This is a genomic window from Paenibacillus sp. 453mf, from assembly GCF_900116105.1.
GTDB lineage: Bacteria > Bacillota > Bacilli > Paenibacillales > Paenibacillaceae > Paenibacillus > Paenibacillus provencensis.
Window position 1 is genome coordinate 21,952 of sequence record NZ_FPAC01000004.1, and the last position, 17,877, is coordinate 39,828.

The 17,877-nt window shown below is 46.6% G+C and carries 16 protein-coding genes; 2 read left to right on the forward strand and 14 right to left on the reverse strand.

Features of this window, described 5'->3' with window-relative positions; genetic code table 11:
• Positions 1-15: 15 nt before the first annotated feature.
• The 5 genes from BM415_RS17675 to BM415_RS17695 form a co-directional block, all read right to left on the reverse strand.
• On the reverse strand, positions 16-405 hold the full coding sequence (locus BM415_RS17675; protein ID WP_091160314.1) for a MerR family transcriptional regulator: 390 nt from the start codon (positions 403-405) through the stop codon (positions 16-18).
• A 37-nt stretch (positions 406-442) separates the two neighbouring features.
• The gene (locus BM415_RS17680) at positions 443-1,429 is read right to left on the reverse strand and encodes an aldo/keto reductase (RefSeq protein WP_091160600.1); all 987 of its coding nucleotides are present in this window, start codon (positions 1,427-1,429) and stop codon (positions 443-445) included.
• Between the two features lie 146 nt (positions 1,430-1,575).
• Positions 1,576-2,457, reverse strand: coding sequence for a radical SAM/SPASM domain-containing protein (locus tag BM415_RS17685; RefSeq protein WP_170862555.1), 882 nt, complete (start codon positions 2,455-2,457; stop codon positions 1,576-1,578).
• A gap of 41 nt (positions 2,458-2,498) precedes the next feature.
• Positions 2,499-3,164, reverse strand: a complete 666-nt coding sequence (locus BM415_RS17690) for a YkyA family protein (RefSeq protein ID WP_170862535.1) — start codon at positions 3,162-3,164, stop codon at positions 2,499-2,501.
• 20 nt (positions 3,165-3,184) lie between these two features.
• The gene (locus BM415_RS17695) at positions 3,185-4,105 is read right to left on the reverse strand and encodes a polysaccharide deacetylase family protein (protein ID WP_244533525.1); all 921 of its coding nucleotides are present in this window, start codon (positions 4,103-4,105) and stop codon (positions 3,185-3,187) included.
• A gap of 145 nt (positions 4,106-4,250) precedes the next feature.
• On the opposite strand from BM415_RS17695, the gene BM415_RS17700 reads away from it, so the two are divergent.
• Positions 4,251-5,276, forward strand: coding sequence for a serine hydrolase domain-containing protein (locus BM415_RS17700; RefSeq protein WP_170862536.1), 1,026 nt, complete (start codon positions 4,251-4,253; stop codon positions 5,274-5,276).
• Between the two features lie 68 nt (positions 5,277-5,344).
• Here BM415_RS17700 and BM415_RS17705 read toward each other — a convergent pair whose 3' ends face one another.
• From BM415_RS17705 to BM415_RS17745, 9 genes are all read right to left on the reverse strand, one after another.
• On the reverse strand, positions 5,345-6,013 hold the full coding sequence (locus tag BM415_RS17705; RefSeq protein ID WP_170862537.1) for a DUF975 family protein: 669 nt from the start codon (positions 6,011-6,013) through the stop codon (positions 5,345-5,347).
• A gap of 127 nt (positions 6,014-6,140) precedes the next feature.
• Positions 6,141-10,883 carry an S-layer homology domain-containing protein gene (locus BM415_RS17710; protein ID WP_091160323.1) on the reverse strand — a complete coding sequence of 1,581 codons (4,743 nt, stop codon included), beginning with the start codon at positions 10,881-10,883 and terminating at the stop codon, positions 6,141-6,143.
• Positions 10,884-11,134: 251 nt separating this feature from the next.
• Positions 11,135-11,659, reverse strand: a complete 525-nt coding sequence (locus tag BM415_RS17715) for a hypothetical protein (protein ID WP_091160325.1) — start codon at positions 11,657-11,659, stop codon at positions 11,135-11,137.
• A 15-nt stretch (positions 11,660-11,674) separates the two neighbouring features.
• Positions 11,675-12,751 carry a hypothetical protein gene (locus tag BM415_RS17720; protein ID WP_091160326.1) on the reverse strand — a complete coding sequence of 359 codons (1,077 nt, stop codon included), beginning with the start codon at positions 12,749-12,751 and terminating at the stop codon, positions 11,675-11,677.
• 255 nt (positions 12,752-13,006) lie between these two features.
• A complete protein-coding gene (locus BM415_RS17725) occupies positions 13,007-14,359 on the reverse strand; it encodes a sodium-dependent transporter (RefSeq protein WP_091160328.1) in 1,353 nt (450 codons plus the stop codon).
• 277 nt (positions 14,360-14,636) lie between these two features.
• A complete protein-coding gene (locus BM415_RS17730; protein WP_091160329.1) occupies positions 14,637-15,293 on the reverse strand; it encodes a deoxynucleoside kinase in 657 nt (218 codons plus the stop codon).
• Positions 15,290-15,913, reverse strand: coding sequence for a deoxynucleoside kinase (locus BM415_RS17735; protein ID WP_091160331.1), 624 nt, complete (start codon positions 15,911-15,913; stop codon positions 15,290-15,292). The genes BM415_RS17730 and BM415_RS17735 overlap by 4 nt, the downstream gene beginning before the upstream one ends.
• 502 nt (positions 15,914-16,415) lie before the next feature.
• Positions 16,416-16,661: a hypothetical protein gene (locus tag BM415_RS17740; protein WP_091160333.1), complete on the reverse strand. Its 246-nt coding sequence runs from the start codon at positions 16,659-16,661 to the stop codon at positions 16,416-16,418.
• 87 nt (positions 16,662-16,748) lie between these two features.
• Positions 16,749-17,390, reverse strand: coding sequence for an HAD family hydrolase (locus tag BM415_RS17745; RefSeq protein WP_091160335.1), 642 nt, complete (start codon positions 17,388-17,390; stop codon positions 16,749-16,751).
• A gap of 36 nt (positions 17,391-17,426) precedes the next feature.
• Here BM415_RS17745 and BM415_RS25675 point away from each other — a divergent pair, with 36 nt between their 5' ends.
• Entirely contained in the window at positions 17,427-17,786 is a 360-nt protein-coding gene (locus BM415_RS25675; protein WP_244533532.1) for a hypothetical protein, read from the forward strand.
• Positions 17,787-17,877 lie beyond the last annotated feature (91 nt).

The window sequence follows — 17,877 nt, forward strand, 5'->3', positions numbered from 1 at the left end:
CATATAAGTATGAATTTATACCTCGCCGGATCGATTCAACCTCTGCTCTTTCTTTAGGATGGTCTCCTCATATCTGGATATTTTATCATCCAGCCGTTCCAGCAATTGTGTCATTTCTTCTAATTTCGTATGCAGCTGCATACGCTGTTCAATCAACAATTTTTTTCTAGACTCCAGGGTTCCATCTCCCTGCTGGAATAGACCGACATATTCAATCAACGTTTCAACCGGAAGCCCTGAACCACGCATACATTTAATAAATTCCACCCATTTGCAATCTTCTGCTGTGTAGTCTCTGATTCCGCTCTTATTACGGTTTACAGGCGGAATAAGTCCTACTCGTTCATAGTAACGAAGGGTATCCGGTGTTAATTTAAACTTTTCACTCACCTCTGCGATCAGCACGCAGCCTCACCTCACCTCATGATAGTCTAGATCATTCTCAGCGGGAGAGTGCACCGACCACCGGATGTGGAACATACGGCTCTTCGAGTGCCGTTATTTCTTCAGGTGTCAATTTAACGGATAATGCGGCAGCCGCATTTTCAAGATGGGATATTTTCGTCGCACCGATGATCGGTGCCGTCACTGGTTCTTTTTGCAGGAGCCAGGCAAGAGCAATTTGCGCACGAGGAACCCCGCGATTCTGTGCGATCGCTGCAAGCTGATCTACGATCAAGCGATCCTTATCCGCCATGGGATCATATTTTGACTTCGCCGTTTGATCTGTCTCGGAGCGATGCGTCGTCTCCTCCCAATCTCGCGTCAATCTTCCCCCGGCAAGCGGGCTGTATGGGATCACACCGATCTTTTCTTCCCGGCACAGTGGCAGCATCTCGCGCTCCTCTTCCCGATAGATCAGATTCAAGTGGTTCTGCATGGACACAAAGCGGGTCCACCCGTTTCGCTCCGCAACATTCAGCGCTTTCAAGAACTGCCATGCATACATGGCCGAAGCCCCAATGTACCTTGCTTTGCCCGCCTTCACCACATCATGTAGTGCCTCCATTGTTTCTTCAATAGGTGTCTCGTAGTCCCAGCGGTGAATTTGGTACAGGTCTACATAATCAGTTCCCAGCCTTTTGAGACTTTTATCAACCTCACTCATAATCGCCTTCCGGGAAAGCCCTGCGCCATTCGGACCTTGATGCATGCGAAAATGCACCTTTGTCGCAAGAACAATTTCATCTCGATTGGCATAATCCTTCAGCGCTCTGCCCACAATTTCTTCGCTTGTCCCATCCGAGTAAACATTGGCTGTATCAAAGAAATTAATGCCCAGCTCAAGCGCTTCTTTAATCACCGGACGGCTGTTTTCTTCATTAAGTACCCATGGGTGAATCCAGCGGTCTGCTTCTCCAAAGCCCATGCAGCCAAGACAAAGCCGGGATACATCCAAACCGGTATTTCCAAGCTTTACGTATTCCATTTCCATTCTGTAAGCACCTCATTTTCCATTAATGTTATCAGCACAGCTGATCCCTGTTATTATCACACTTGGAGTTAACTCCAAGTCAACAGATAATTTAAAAGGTAGCTCATTAATGAGGGTACTTTCCTATATAACTAGGTGATTTACGCACCTGCACCGAATCTTTTGCGATACCCGCACTTACGGCACAGCTCCTCCACTGCTTCCCGCCGTGAGAAGCCATAGAACAGGTTGTTTGCTCGCTCACCCTCCACAATCTCGGAGAAAGGAGTACTGTGGATATTTCCCAGATTAATGACACCTTCCCCGTCCAGACAGCAAGGGATAACTGTGCCATCTACCAATACTCCGGCTTGTGTTCTAAGCCCATGACAGAAGCCTTTGCCATCATCCTCTTCGGCAGCTAGAGACGGCCATTCAAACTCATGATCCTGGTTCAAGTATATATTGTGGGCAATCTTAACCCCGCTGCCGGGCGTCACCTTCTCCTCAATCTTGAAGTCCAGCTGGAACTCTCTCTCCAACACTTCAAGAGTTTCCCGATTACGCTGCTTCTCTAGATTGGTCATGTTATCTTGCGTCAAATTCCATAACCGGAAGGATACAATAATATCCTGCTTAACCGCTTCTCGCACAAACGAAATAATATGAGCAAGATACCCCTCCCGATTGGTCGACCCTTCATGACCGTCAAAGCTGTGCAGCGAAAAATTCATCTGCCTTACTGCAGGCTTCCCAATAATCCGATGCTTCGCCTTCTCGATCAGCGTTCCATTTGTCGTCATGTTCACTTTGAACCCCTTGGCATATGCAGCATCCAGCAGCTGATCGAGCTTCGGGTGAAGCAGCGGCTCGCCTTTGACATGCAAATAGATGTGGTTCGTATGAGGTTTAATCTGATCCAAAATATTATTAAAGGTATCCAAATGCATAAACTTGGCCTGACGGCTTGTCTGCGGACAGAAGCTGCAGGCGAGATTACAGATGCTAGTGATTTCAACATATACCTTCTTGAATGTCTTCAACACGAACGTTCTCCATTCTTTGTAAGATCTACTCTACCAGTTTACAGCAATGCCTTGATCTCTGCTACAAAAGCCTGGTGCTTATTATTGAACGTCTTTGTCGCCTCGTTAAATTCATTCTTAATCTCATTCACTTCGACAAATACGAGATTGCGTTCAGCCACCTTTGCTTTGAGTTCAGTGATCGAGAGAAGGCTTCCCTTCTCTTCCAGCAGAGCGTACAGCTCGGTTTCTGTCTGAAGAGCCGATTCATATCGGGTGTACAGCTGATCAAAAATACGCTGTCGAGCTTGATAGTCTGCCCATAGCTCCTCCGCCTGAAGGGACACCCCTTCGCTGACCTTGCTGCCTCTAAAGACAGACAGTTCTTCTTCCCAGCGCTCGCTCTGGATCTTCGCAGCATCCATAATGGATTTGGAAGCATCGAGCAGGTCCGCACGCTCCTTCACATGGATTTGTGCGTTGTCCAATAGCTCTGCGAGCTCTTCGCTATCTTCTCTGCCTTGTTCCAGAATCGCTTCATAGAGCACCATATCCTCCTCTTCAAGCGCTGCGAGCTGATTCAGATCGGAATGCATCTGATTCTCGGTTTGTACCGTCGTCTCTATTGCATGCACAATATTCACCGCTTCCTCCTTGCTGCAGGCCGTCAATACGGTGATGCTCACCAATAATACAATGAGCTTTCTTATTCGACTCCTTGCCATACCTGTCTTCCTCTCTATATTCATAGCCTTGTATCGTGTGAAAAATTCATCACAAAGTGCTGCTCAGGATTGTAAGCCTCAATCTTATACCCCTTTCTCCTCAAATATTGAATGATCGCAGGCAGCGCTTCCAGTGTCTGCTCCTTCTCATGGAACAGAATAACTTCCACATCCCGGTGCACATCCTTCTTAACATTGCTTATAATCTGCTTCGGCTTGCCCGGCAAATCCCAGTCAAGTGAGTCAATCGTCCAGTCCCACAGCTTGTAGCCCGAATCTGCAATATCTTCACGAAAATCCTCGCCAATCTGTGGTGAGCTTCCAAAGGGAGCACGTACCAGCTCCGGAGAATAGCCTGTGATCTCCTGAATTATAAGCTGCTCTTCATTCACCTCATCCAGGAAATTCTCAGAGCCGCCGCTCTTATATAAATGATGATAATTATGACTCATCGTGTGCATTCCCGGATAATGTCCTTCCTCCGTTATCCGTTTCACTGCGTCCGGACATTTATGTATTTCAGAACCGATCATAAAAAACGTCGCCTCCACATCGTGCTGCTGCAGGACATCCAGAATAGCGCCCGTATATTTACTCGGCCCATCATCAAATGTCATATAAGCTGTCTTCTCTACATTTCCTTTATAGATGACAGGCAGCTTCTTCTCGGCCTTAACTACTGTAAATCCCCCAAGCAGGCTTGGTTGTTCTATCTCGGTCTGGAAGCCCTCATGCTGCCCGAAGAGGCTTGTATCGATATTGCCAAAATTCCAAATCAGTATAATCGCACCCGCCATGACAAATGAAGCGATTAAGCTGCGGTAAAGTCTCTTCATTTTACGATTTGCTCTGCGATTTGCTCTGCGATTTGTACTCCTATTGGATCTGCTATTTGTACGGTATGCGGTTCTACGGCTTGCTTGTCTTCGATCTCTTCTCAAACGGTGTCACTTCTTTCAATTGATTCTCTTTCTATTATTTAGGTTAAAATAAATAGCCTCGACTTGAATGACAACCAGGTAACAATAGAATAAAATAATCTTAACTATAACGATTCCTAATATATCCAAAGGAGCGATGCTCCACTTGAGTCCATTTCTATCACTTACCATTCAAAATTTCATAGACTCTTGTCTGGAAAGCTACTATGCCAAGCACAAAGAGGCCGTGCTCGTGATCGGCACTGTCTATCGTAATGAAAGACGCGTATATGGAATCGGTGATTTGAGTCCCTATCCTACGTCCGAATATAGCAGACTGATCTATGAAATCGGCTCAATTACCAAGCTGTTCACGGCGTCTCTATTGGCCCAGCTGCATTACGACGGCTTCCTGACGATCGAGGAATCCCTTGGACAATATGTCCCCCTGCTCCCGCCCGACTCACCGGTTAAATTCAAGCATCTTGCGACACACACCTCGGGTTTGCCGTCACGAAGCATCCTGAGGGAAACAAAAAATTTATTCGATACCAGGAATAACCGTGATCCCTACTCTGCATTCAGCTTATCCGAAGCAGCGTTCTATTTGCGCAATATTTCAGATAGGGAGGCCGGTACCAAATATCAATATTCCAACGCTGGAATGGGACTGCTGGGACATGTGCTAGCAACAGAGCTGCAGACCACTTATGAACTGGCCGTGCAGGATGGAATTACAATTCCACTGCAAATGCCGGACACCGCAATCCATCTCCCTTCCGAAGCACGGGAGAGGCTTGTTCCTGGGTATGCCGGCCGCCGCAGAGCAGCGGAGCTTGTACTTCAAGATTTCCCAGGCACCGGTGCGTTCCGCTCTAGCATTAGCGATCTGTTAACTTTTCTATCCGTTCATATGGGATTGCACCCGGACAAGGAAATGAGCAGCATCTATTCTATTACCCAGCAATTACATTTTCAAAAAAATGATACGTTTGGCGTCGGACTGGGCTGGTTTCACGAGCTCAAAGATAACCTCATCTGGCATAATGGCGGTACACATGGCTATATGAGCTTTATGGGCTTTCTTCCTGGACAAGATATCGGTGTTGTCGTGCTGTCTAACAAGCGCACATCCTCCTTCGCAACCAATCCAACCCACATTGGAATGGAACTACTGAGGAGGATAAAATAAAAAAGCTGGTGCTGCTCTTCAAGAAGATGGAGAGAGGGCACCAGCTTATTGTATTTTGACTTGCTATGCTATGATGCGGGCTGCTTGTTAATTCTCCTGAGCTCATCGTAAAAGGCGGCTTGCGCAGCTGAAAAGTAAGGACCCACAAACAGCCAGGCAAGACCGAGCGAAGCTGCGGTGAGAACGCCCCAGCCAAGGAAGCTGAGCAGGAATACAAAATAATTCCACTTGTATCCGTCCATTAATCTTTTGCTCTCTGTGATTGCCTGTAGAGCCGAGTATTCAGGGTGATCCTGCAAGATATAAGGCGTCTGTGAGTAGGAGAACAGCTTAATGATGCCGGGAACAACGAGTAGCAGGGTCCACATCAGCAGCAAAAAACAAGCTGTGATCGCAGTCCATATGAGCTTCAATACCTTCTCTCCATCCCTGTATACCTCGAATAGCTCCGTCAGCCATGGATCATAACTGCGAACAAGATCCAGATAGAACCAAAATACGGAGGTTAAGAGCGGGATGATAACAATGCCCAAGAGAAGATTAAGATCATTAAATTCGAAGACAGATTCCTCCCACACCTTCCATCGTTCATAACCACCGCTGCTCCGGATGTCAAAGATAAGTGGGATGATGAGCGTGAGAATTCCTATAAGTACGGTCAGTATGAGGACACGCCACCAGGTTCCTTGGAGGGAGCTTATCGCCCGGCGCTTCGTATCCAGGATCGAAATGTTCATAATGGAGTGCCTCTCCCTTTTTATCATCTGAAATATCACCATATTCATCCCGTATATTATAAACCGCCCCATTAGAAAAAGGACAGTACAACCGCACTGTCCTCTTCCTTATTGTAATGGATATGAATTAACTCTGAGTATAGACTAGAAGATCGAGCATCCGGTTGACTACGGCAGCACTTTCCGCTCTGGTCGCTGATCTGGATGGGTCGAAGTGATCTGTTCGATCGCCGTATAATACACCGAGCCTACTCAGTTCTTCTACTGCTTCCTTGGCCCAGTCATGAACCATTTCGTTGTCCAAGTAGGTTAATGAACGATCAGAGCTTGTCGGTTCATAGGCTGCGAACTGCATTGCACGATAAGTCATTGCGGCTATCTCTTCACGTGTAACTTGCTGATTTGGCCTAAAGGTGCCGTCCGTATAGCCTGTTATCAGCCCTGCATTTGCTGCTGACTGAATGCTATGTGCATACCATGCACTATTCGGTACATCACTATAGATCATAGCCTCCGGTGTAACAGCTAACCCTAGTGCTCGAACCAGCAGTGCAGCATATTCAGCACGAGTAATTGCTGTATTCGGGTCGTATACTCCTGCAGCTGTTCCGGAAACAATCATCTTGTCCGCCAGCTGCTCCACATTAGAACGTGCCCAGTGATCGTTCATATCTCCAAAGGTCACATGATGCTCCAGCAGCAGATAGGTACTATTTGAACGGCTGAATATCTCGGCTTCATTTCCGCTTATTTGGAACGGCACCGGATGTAGTCTGTCCGCATTCACTTCATCTTGAGCACGTACAGCTGCCATGTGTTCTAATTTACTGAGCTCAAAAGGAGTTAGCGTTATGGTTCTTCGTATATACTGATCAAACTCGGTCAATTCATAGACCTGCCCCTCTGCTGAGTATGCAGCTACAGAATAATTGACAGCAGCAAGTGGAGAATAACCCTTTAGACTTGCCAGCTCGATCGCAGCCTGATCCTTCGTTAAGGCGAACCTCAGCTCAAACTCCCCGGCTCCGGCTCCAAGCTCAGCTCTGATCTGAGACAGGTCAATCTCTTCTATTGGAAGCTCGTAGCTGCCAAAGGACACGCTGATCTGAATTGTCAGATTCGCTTTGTGCTGGAGCAACAGCTCCATAGATTCCGGAACAAGCGAGATCTGCGCAGAATCATAATCCTCATCCATGTCGAGTTTAATCCGCAGCACTCCATCCTGCATACCGGATAAGGCTGATGTAATTTGCTCTCCGGTAACCACACCTTCAGCAATTCTCATCTCACTGGTTGTATTCAGCACGCCTTCTACCGTTATCGTTCCGTGTTCTGCCTCAGGTGGTTGGATGTGCTCAGGATTATCGACAGGCGGGTTCGTTCCACTGCTAGGCGGATTGCCCGAATCTGTGCCTGGATCTGTACCCGGATCTGGATTCCCTGGCGTTTCCTTACTGCCCGCTGCCAAGATATCAATCTGGGCCATGACGGGATCGTGATCTGACACTCTTCCGCTTGCTTCTGTAAAATCAGCATTCAAATGAATGACGTCAGTCTGTGTGTGCTCCGTTAAATTTTTGCTCACCAGAATATGATCAAGCACCTGTGAATTCCCATCATACGTGTAGGTGTACCGTTCTCCGGCAGGCAAGGTATCGATCAGATTATCCAACTCGTCTCCTCTCAGGATGTCTGCCGTCTCCGTGAACTGGAAATCATTCAAGTCCCCTAGCACAATGACGTTTGCTTCTTTATTTAATGCTTCATTTCCATGTATGATGTCCTTCACAAAACCGTTCACGACCGCAGCAATTTCGTGCCGCTGCGCTTCACTAGTCAGGACCGGAGGCTGAACATTTCCGAATGGGCCGTTGTCACCTGATTTGGAATTGAAATGATTGGCGATAACGATGACCTTCTCCCCTTTAAATTCAAACTGGGCAGCAAGCGGCTTTCGTGATTCCAGAAAAGCATCATGCTGAGGCTCGATTCGACCGGGATTTACACTAAGTTGATCCTGATTGGCATCATACGTCACCGCCTCGGTGGAGCTCCCCTTTCTCTCTTCTATACTATCTGCTAACGTTACACGCTCAGGATTATAAAGAAAGCCTACCCGAATATTTCCTCCTGGAGCTCCACCGTCTTCATTGTTGACCGGAGCAATATCCGTAAATGCATATTCGGGTCCGCCATTAGCGATGATTGCATCAATTAGTACCTGATAGCTGTCGTCCGCTTCAACGATGCCATTATCTGTCTGACCGTTATGATCCTGTACTTCTACAAGTCCAATAATATCTGGAAGCTTCATGTTCGAAGTGATGGAGGCTGCAAGCTTCGTGATCTTGCTGCTGCCTACACCCGGATAGAAGTTCTCAATATTATAACTGGCTACGATCAATTGATCCTCGTCAGGTACAATTTCAGTTGTTTCTTGCCCATAAGAAGAAGGCAGAAGTGCAGGCAATGCATCCTTGGCAGGCATCACTTTGAAGTTACCTGCATTATAACCAATCACACCCGTTACATCTCCTGCAAACTGATTCCCTGTACGAACATCTTGATTCAGAGCCATCGAAGCAATCAGAAGCCGCTGTGGGTTCAGATTACCCTCCTGCTTCAGAACAAGACCGCCTGCCGGCGTAAGGACTTCCGCTTCTCCATTATCAATGCGTGTTGGAATATTCACGATCTGACTGCTTGTCCACGTTGGACTAATTACAGTTGGGGACGGTAATACAACCCTCATGCCTTCCAGTGATTCGTAGAAGTCGATTGCATCCTCTTCCGGATCAAAGACCGCAAACCCGTCATTATCAATCACATCGGAAGGAATAACCCGGCCGTTCTTGCCAAGAAGGATTGGAGCAGGCAGCCCGGTCTCTCCTACTTTAATAATGGATGTCGGTACAATTTGTGTTGTCGTTAAATTACTGCTGCTTCCTTCGTTATACTCTGCCACTGTACCGCTGATCGTTACAATATCTTCAACCTCTGGCTTCAAGTCGAGATTGGTACTATACACGTAAATGCTCTCGGAAGTATCCGGATCATCATCCGGCTCCAGATCCTGAATGTAGAATCCTTGATAACTTCCATCACTGAATCGGTACCCCAATTGTGTAACGACACCCTCAATATCACTCACATGCTGATCAAGATAAGGAGAGGTATGCCCTGCTCCCTGGATATCATGAATGCGCGGCTGTTCGGTAGCCTCATAGGAGAAGGTATATACTTCACTGGTGTCACTGCCCGATACAGCCATGGCTTTGATCACTGTATCGACATGGATCGTAATCGGTGCTTCATAATGCGTGCTTGATGTCGTCGGATCGCTGCCGTCCAGGGTGTAATATATGTCCGCACCGGCTGTTGGAGAAGACAAAGTAACCTGCTGACCAATAACGATCTTACCCTCTGCCGGGCTGGCATGAACCGACAATAGATCTTCAATCAAAGACTGTTCATTCAGCGGTATAAGCTGATAGACATCTCTGTATTGCTCAATGACACCAATCATCTTATCAAAGGACTTGCCGGCTGCTAATCCTGGAAGATTCGAATAAATCGTAAATTCGTTTCCGCCTTGTTCAGCTATCCAGCTGCTGCCTGACTTCTCGCGTATATACACGTTTTCCAAATATACAAGCTTTGCCTCATGCTGCTCACCTGAATCGGAAGCGAGATCTGCCCCTGTCACCTGCACCGGAGAAGGCACTCCCACATTATTCTCTACCAAGGTATAAGGGAGCCCCTGTGAAGGCGCTATCTCCTGCAGATTGTTATAGATATCCATGACGCCGCTGACACGGACCCGATCTCCTGCTTGTGCAAAGCTTGGGAAGCCATACAAGACGATGGCAGCCGTCTCATCCTGCACATACATCTTGCTGCCATTCACATGAGTAACGATACCGGAGATCATGACCTGCTCGCCTTGTGCAGCAAGTCTTGCCTCAGCGATGGTCATTTGCGGAAGCAAATCGTAGGAATAAATAGAGGTTTCACTACGCTCCAGCCCATCCTTCTCAGCGTAAGTATGGATTGTCAAGGGTTCATTAAGCAGAATCGGACCGGTAACCAGCTGGTAGCCGCTGTTTACTCCATCGGAACCATAGACATCTGCGTATACAGAAGCCCCTGCCGTTGCCGAGCTCAAATGAATCTCGGTTCCCAGTGGATAAGCGCCCTGCTCGGGACTCACTGTCACCTCTGCGGTCTTCGTTTCAGGCTGACCATAGGAGGAGTTTCGTGGATCTGGGGATGCTACGCTGAAGTCCTCTGCATTGTTATCCGTATCCAGTCCCCTGCTGCCTGGATCTGCTCCGGGTGCTGCCAGACGAACAGCTGCCGTGGAATTGGTCAGGACTGGGGCAGCAATACTACCTTCGTATTCATTGGCATTTCCATAGCCGATTAGATCTACGAGTTCTTCCCCAAGAAATAATCCTACCTTGCCGTTTGTACCGCTTAAGTTAATGGCTCCTGTCTGATCAGGTGCCGGAAGAGCAGCTGTCCCGCCGTTTCCTTTGGCCTGCTGAATCAGATAATACGAGTAAGGACGAATAGCTCCATTCAGCTCGGTCGGAATGCTTGTCCCAAAATCGCCTGTTGCGCTGGCATACTTTACGGTATACCCTGTGAGATCTACAGCTTCTCCCGTCGGATTATAGAGCTCAATAAAGTCATGCGTGTAGGTTGCGCCGGAGTTACCTCCCCCACCATAGACCTGACTGATGACGATCTGATTCCCCTCTGGGGATGCATACGCCGTATACATGGATGGATTCCAAAGACCCGCTAAGATTGTTATTACGAGTACCAAGCTCCATACTTGCAGCGGACGTCTTGTCCTTTTGCTCATTCGCAATCTCTCCTATCTTGATAATATGTAGTTTGTATCTACATCTTTTGGATCAAGTGTCAGGGACATTCTAAGCGTAAAATGTGTGGAGAAATGCCGAGATGGTGTGCAATCTTGTAAAATTTATCAGCATAACAAGACAATTTCCCATGGATTCAGACCGTTATATCATCCCTTTCAAGTAAAATGGTACAAAAAAGGCGGGATCTCATACGTCACGTACTTTCCCACCTTGATGTGAATCTATCCTATTAATACTGCTGCAACTCCATGATCTCCCCAAGTCTCTTCGCTGCTTCCATCATATACTGCAACAATTCCGGCAGATCACGCATATGATCTTCATTAATTTTGCGGTTGAAATAAACTTCAATAGTATTTGTCATCATCGATTCGAAGCCATACACATAGCTGATCTGTTGTACGGTCTTTTGCTCAGGCCACATCTCTGCCATCATCCGCTCCACCTCGCTGCACAGGTCAGTATCCTTCATCTGCACAATATACCGCAGACACAGCACACAGCCAGGATTCTCACCGGACAGCTCCAGTATCTCAGCAGCCAGCTCCTGCATGGATGCCGTAAGCTCGATCTCGGCAGATACCCGCCTCTCTCCTGTCAGTTCAAACCGAAGCATGAACACACGCGACATCGTCGACATCTCCAGCCGATCGATTCGATTCGTAATCTGGATGGCGTTATCCAGGTTGTCCAGGTCGTACAGCTCATTCTCGAGCGCTACTTTTAAATTATCAAATATGGTGGGATCGAACATATCCTATATACCCTTTCATTGGCTAGTCAGCGTTATATATCTTAGATTCTCTTCAGCAAAATATAAATTAAACCTACGGTTATCCTCCATAGTATAAATCCACTTGTTACCCAGCATAAGATTAGGGCTGCCCAGCAAGCTGTGCACCTCCTTTTCACTCATCCCTATGCTGATGCCATCTGTGGATGAGACGTTGTTCTTCGTAAACAGAATGGTCGATGGAGTAGATAGAATTCCAGCTTCTTCATGGATACGAACGGTCTTGATGCTGTCATCACCGACAGAATAGTAATAGTAAGCTTCCTTATAATCGGCACTACTGCTGATATAACGGCTCCACTCCGTAAAATTTTTCTCTTGGATCTTGAACCGTTCCTGGTCATAGACAAGTGACCCATCTTCCTGCGGCGCAGGGGTATCCTCTGCACTTACATCCATCCCCCTCATTTCACCGAGCATACCGAGAAGTGTATTCGGTCTGCAGAATAAATGAAGATAGCTCATCAGGTTGCGAGAAGCATAGAAATACTGACCATTCAGTTCTACTGTATTTGTATCGAGATTATATTTAATAGAATACATTTGATTATCGAGATTGAAGCGAATATACACGTCGGAAGCGAGAGCCGAAGCATCGATCTCCGTCTTCGCTGTCGATAGATTGAGACTTGTCAGCCCCTGTACAAGAGTACGATAACTCTGCGGCGAAACCGTGTATCCTCTAACCCCGTTATCCAAGCTGACCATAATACTGATTCTCTTCACTGACATCTTGTCCAGCGGGAATTGATCTCCAAGAACACCTTCTGTCTTCTCAATAGGAAAGGGCAGATCTTCAGGAAAATATGGATTAACGGATTTAAGGTTGGCATCGCTGTTAGGATCACCAGCACCCCCCTCTTGCTTTTCCTGTTCTTCAACAGACTCTAATACCATACCTGAGCCTTCTTCGGTCTGCTCTACTGGCAGATTCTGTTCTTCAGCAGCCTTCTGCTGCTCCGAACTCCATATATTAATCAACATCATCATCAAGGCAATAATCAACATCAGGATGACGGAAATGAACCATATTTCTTTTTTCTCCAAACGCATCAACGTTTGAGCCCCTCTCTGTTGAATCTTCTGGATGCGCATAGATGCACATTTCTGCAAAATTAACTTTCATACAAATATAACAGATGAGTAGGCAAATGATTGTCGAAATTTGTTCTGTCCTCCTGCTTATTAACATTGTAATTTTTAACAAATTGGCTATGTATCCGAATATAATACAATAAAAAACCTCCTTCGCCAAAGCGAAAGAGGTTATGCGTAGTGTATTGCCTGAAGAATGTGTATGCTTAAGTATTACAATTTAATAATTTGGGCCGAGTACAGGAATACGAACAACACCAGAATAGGTGCGATATAACGAAGCATGAACAGCCATACACGGAACCATTTCTGTGTAAGCCCTGCTTCTTCGGCAACGTTCTTCCAGAAGTATCCTGCGAACAGGGTAACGACAAGTCCACTGAGTGGAAGGAACCAGTTGGAGGCTACAAAATCAACAAAATCGAACACCGGCATCCCGTTAATTTGGAGCTCTGGCATCAGTCCCATAGATACAGCTGAAGGTATGCTGAGCAGGAACACAAGACCAGACATGATCCATACCGCAGTGCTGCGGCGTAAGTTCCATTTCTCCATCACATAGGAAACGGGAACTTGAAGCAGGGATACTAAAGAGGTCAATGCCGCAATCCCTAGAAGGACAAAGAACAATCCCCCAAACAACCAGCCGAGCGGCATCGCCGAGAATGCAGCTGGCAGTGCAACAAAGACGAGGCCTGGTCCCGCATCGGGAGCAATATTAAAGGCAAATGTCGTTGGGAAAATGATCAGACCTGCAATAAGTGCATAGAGCATATCCCCTGCCCCGACAGCCATTGTTGCTGATCCGAGTGACTGCTTGCGGTTGACAAAAGTACCGTACGTAATCATCGTCCCCATCCCGAGTGACAGGGAGAAGAAGGCATGTCCAAGCGCCACAAGCGCTGATTCAGGTGTCAGCTTCGAGAAGTCCGGTGACAGGAAGAAGGATACCCCCTCCATACCGCCCGGCAGTGTAATGGAACGAATCATAAGGATAATGAGCAGAACCAGCATACCCGGAATAAGGATCTTGTTGAACTTCTCAATCCCGCCGGAGATTCCCTTGACTACTACGAAGCTGGTAATTACAGCAACGATCGCTCCCCATACGATCGGCATATAACCACCCGTGAAGGAACTAAATTGTCCACCAAAATCGGTGTCGTTAAACAGTTGTCCACTGAAGGATAGCACAGCATAGTGGAGCGTCCAGCCTGCCACGAGCGAATAGAATGTCATAATGACGAATGGAGCAATAACGGATAACAGCCCGAATACACCCCAAATTTTTCCTCCCCCAGCTTTGACAAAGGAAGAGGATGCGCTGCCGCGTCCTGCACGTCCAATTGCAAGTTCAGCAAGCAATACAGGCAATCCTACAATGAGCAAGCAGGCAATAAAGAGCAGGAAGAAGGCTCCGCCGCCATACTGGCCAGTAATATAAGGGAACTTCCACATATTCCCAAGCCCTACTGCACTTCCGATTGCTGCTAAAATAAAGCCGGTTGAAGAAAATCGCTCCTTTGTACCTGGTGTATCCAACTGATTCGTCTGTTTTGGTACCATGATGACCTCCCTCTCTCTTGAGAAAGCCTTACTATATTAAGACTCTTTTTTCTAATTTTTTGATATTATACAAGATAGATGAACATCCGTATACATAAAAATATTAGGAAAATCAACTTATAAGCCTACAGACCTATTTATAGATCTGATCTATTTCACAAATAATCCTTAAAAGTAATAAATTATTAACAAAAAGACGGCATAAGCCGCCTTCTTTTTATTATATATTTAGTAGTGCGCAAGTTCGCTTACCTATATTCAAAGTATCGTGAATAACCTATTGCTGCTTGCTTCTGGAGATTAGGATCTTTTGCTCCACTTCTTTCAGAATACTGTCCAAGGAAGCCGGATCATGCACATCGTATTCGTCAATGTTCAGCTTAAGTACCGGACAAGCGGTAAAGCCGTCAATCCATTTGGCATAGCGCTCATGCATCTCTTCCCAATACGCAGGATCGGTCTGAATTTCCATCTCCCGACCACGCTCTTTAATTCGACTTAATATGGACGGTAGACTACCCTCCAGATAGATGAGAATGTCCGGATGAGGAAAATACGGTGTCATTACCATTGCCTCAAACAGACTAGAATACGTCTCAAAGTCCGTCTCGCTCATTGTGCCTTTATCTGCATGCATCTGGGCAAATATTCCTGTGTCCTCATAGATGGAACGGTCTTGAACATACCCGCCCCCTGCTTCGAATATACTTTTCTGCTCTTTGAAACGTTCAGCCAGAAAATATATTTGCAGATGGAAGCTCCATCTCTCAAAATCATGATAGAACTTCTCCAGGTAAGGATTATGGTCAACCTTCTCTAAAGATGTCTTGAATCCGAGCCGCTCTGCAAGCGCAGCTGTAAGTGTGGATTTGCCTACACCTACTGTACCTGCAACCGTGATCAAGGCGTTACCCGGAATTTGTATTTCACTCATTGAATATACTCCTTTACTTCGGACACAATCAGGTCAAATTGCTCGCGATGCGTTACAAAATCAATCTGATTCCCGTCAATCGTAATAATTTTGGTATCAGGCTCACTCTCAGCAAGAGATGCCATCGCATGATCATAGTCGATGATAAGCTGCTCTAAATAGGCGGTATCCATATTTTGCTCAAATGAACGGCCCCGCATTTTGATACGCTTCAAGAGTGTCTGAAGATCAGCCCTAATATATATAATCAAATCCGGTTTCGGAAGATCGCCTGTAAGAATGTGATAAATTTGACGATACTTTTCCCATTTCACGCCGGAGAGCGTACGCTTGGCAAAGATCAGATTTTTGTAGATGTGGTAGTCGGAAATGACCTGCTGACCATGCTGGATATATTTCGTTGTCGTATCTTCCAGCTGTTTATAACGATTGCATAAGAAAAACATCTCCAGCTGAAAGCTCCACTCCTCAATATTGTCATAGAACTTGCCGAGAAACGGATTCTCCTCCACGATCTCTTTCAGCAGCGGAATATTCAGCTCCTGCGACAGCATCGTGGAAAGCGTCGTTTTACCAGCCCCGATCGGGCCCTCAACAGCGATAAAGGAACCTGTGCTCATGTGAATCCTCCTGTAATCTATCATGCCATCGTTCTAATTCATCCACTCTTACGAGATGGACCAAATTAGAACGGGTGATCGAACTCGTTCGATCTAGTTCATAGACAGTTTATTGTATCACAAGTTGAGGCCGGTGTGAGAGCACTAAAATCAGGAACTATTTGCACAACAAAAATATCTCTCTTGTGTCATGAAATTTATGAACCAAAGAGAGATATGATCGTCTAAACTGCAAGTTTATTCAGCTTGCTCTTACCCTCATAGCGACTGCTCCACTCAAGAGCTGTTTCTGATAGATGATGGATGCTTAGAAGATAGTGCTTACTCCTGCATTGCCTGTCAGCTTAAAGAAAAAGCAACTGGTCTTTTGAGCGGCTGCTTACTCGTTCTTATTGAATTAACGTTTCCCGTTAAAGAAAAAATGAAAAAGGAGAGCTGCCGACCGGCAAACTGCTCCCTTCTGTTTCAGGAGTAGAAGGAGGTTACTATACGTTTTTCGACTTCATTTACAAGCGTTGATTTCCTGAGCCTGAAAGCCCTGTGAACCATACCCTCCACCTTCTGTTCCCACGAGTTCCTCGAACGACAACTTTGCCACCGAGGAGTGGAAAAGCAGCCAGCTGTTCTGACTGTCCTTCTCCACGTGCTCACCCATGTGCTCGATAGCGAAATCTAACTGAGCTGAAGCGCTTGGCATCGCCTTTAGTATCTCGGCGAAGATAAACATGCCGTAGTACAAAGCAGCCAAGCTCTACGTTCCACGGGCATAACGTGAGTCCGCGCTGTCTGCACTGTTCTTCACAAAGTGAGTACGGGAACGCTGGCGAATGCTCTTTCAGGTTACATTCAAAATAATGTTCTTTAGTTCAATCAGAGTCTTGATTCGATTGCTGGCCTGTGAGAAGTCATGTGTTTTTGTGAAGTCGTTATGGACAATCGCACAGTCGATACCAGCCGCCACGGCTGAGTTCAACCCTCTGTTTGAATCCTCTACAACCAGGGTCTCTTCTTCGGTAGCTCCGAATCGCTTTAGGCCGGTCAAGTATGGTTCCGGGTGCGGCTTGGTGCGCTCGTAGTCTTCGCGAACAAGGACGAATTCCATGAATGGTGTAATCTGGCGATTTTCATGAATAAGTTGAAAATCCGCACGTTTTGCAGTCGTCACGATGGCCATGCGGACGTACTTTGACAGTTCGGCTAGAGTTTCAACTACGCCTTCAATCTCTATGGCTTCTGTTCTTAGATATTCCTGATAATAGGCGTTGCGGATTTCACGTTGCTTGCTGATAGTCTGTTCATCAATACCTGCGGCCCTAGCTTGGGACCAAGTGCCCAATGACTGTGTCATGTCCCGGAGGTATTGATCTTTATCCAAGGTAAATCCAATGTCAGCCAGAGCGCGTTCTCCCGCTTTGAAATACCAGAATTCAGTATCAACTAGAACACCATCATGATCGAAGAGTATGTACTTTTTCATTGTTTCGTTCTCCTTCGTCAGCTGCGGCAACCATGCGTGCTAATTCGCGCCGTTGGATCACCCATAAGTAAACGGGCCTCTGATGTTAGCGTTGTCGGTGATAGCTCTCTCCAAACTGACTCCACAGCAGACATGCGCGAAGATGGCGGGACTCAGACGCCATCCCACCGTGATGATCGTGTGCTCCTTATGTTCCTTCAACTTCTCATCCAGGAACTCGCGAACTCTTTGCGCGAAGTCTCTGAAGGACTCACCTTGGGGAAAGGGTTTGTCGATGAAGGCAAGGTAATCTCTTTCGCCTATATCCCCCCAGTTCATACCAGTGTACTGTGGACCGTTGTCGATCTGACGAAGGCGCTCGTCGATGATGATTGGAATAGACGTGTTGCTGAATAGGATCTCGCACGTTTCTTTCTGACGTCGTATCGAAGACGTATATGCAGTCGCGGAAGCCCCACTCTTCGCGATTAGGTCGCTCACCAGAGAA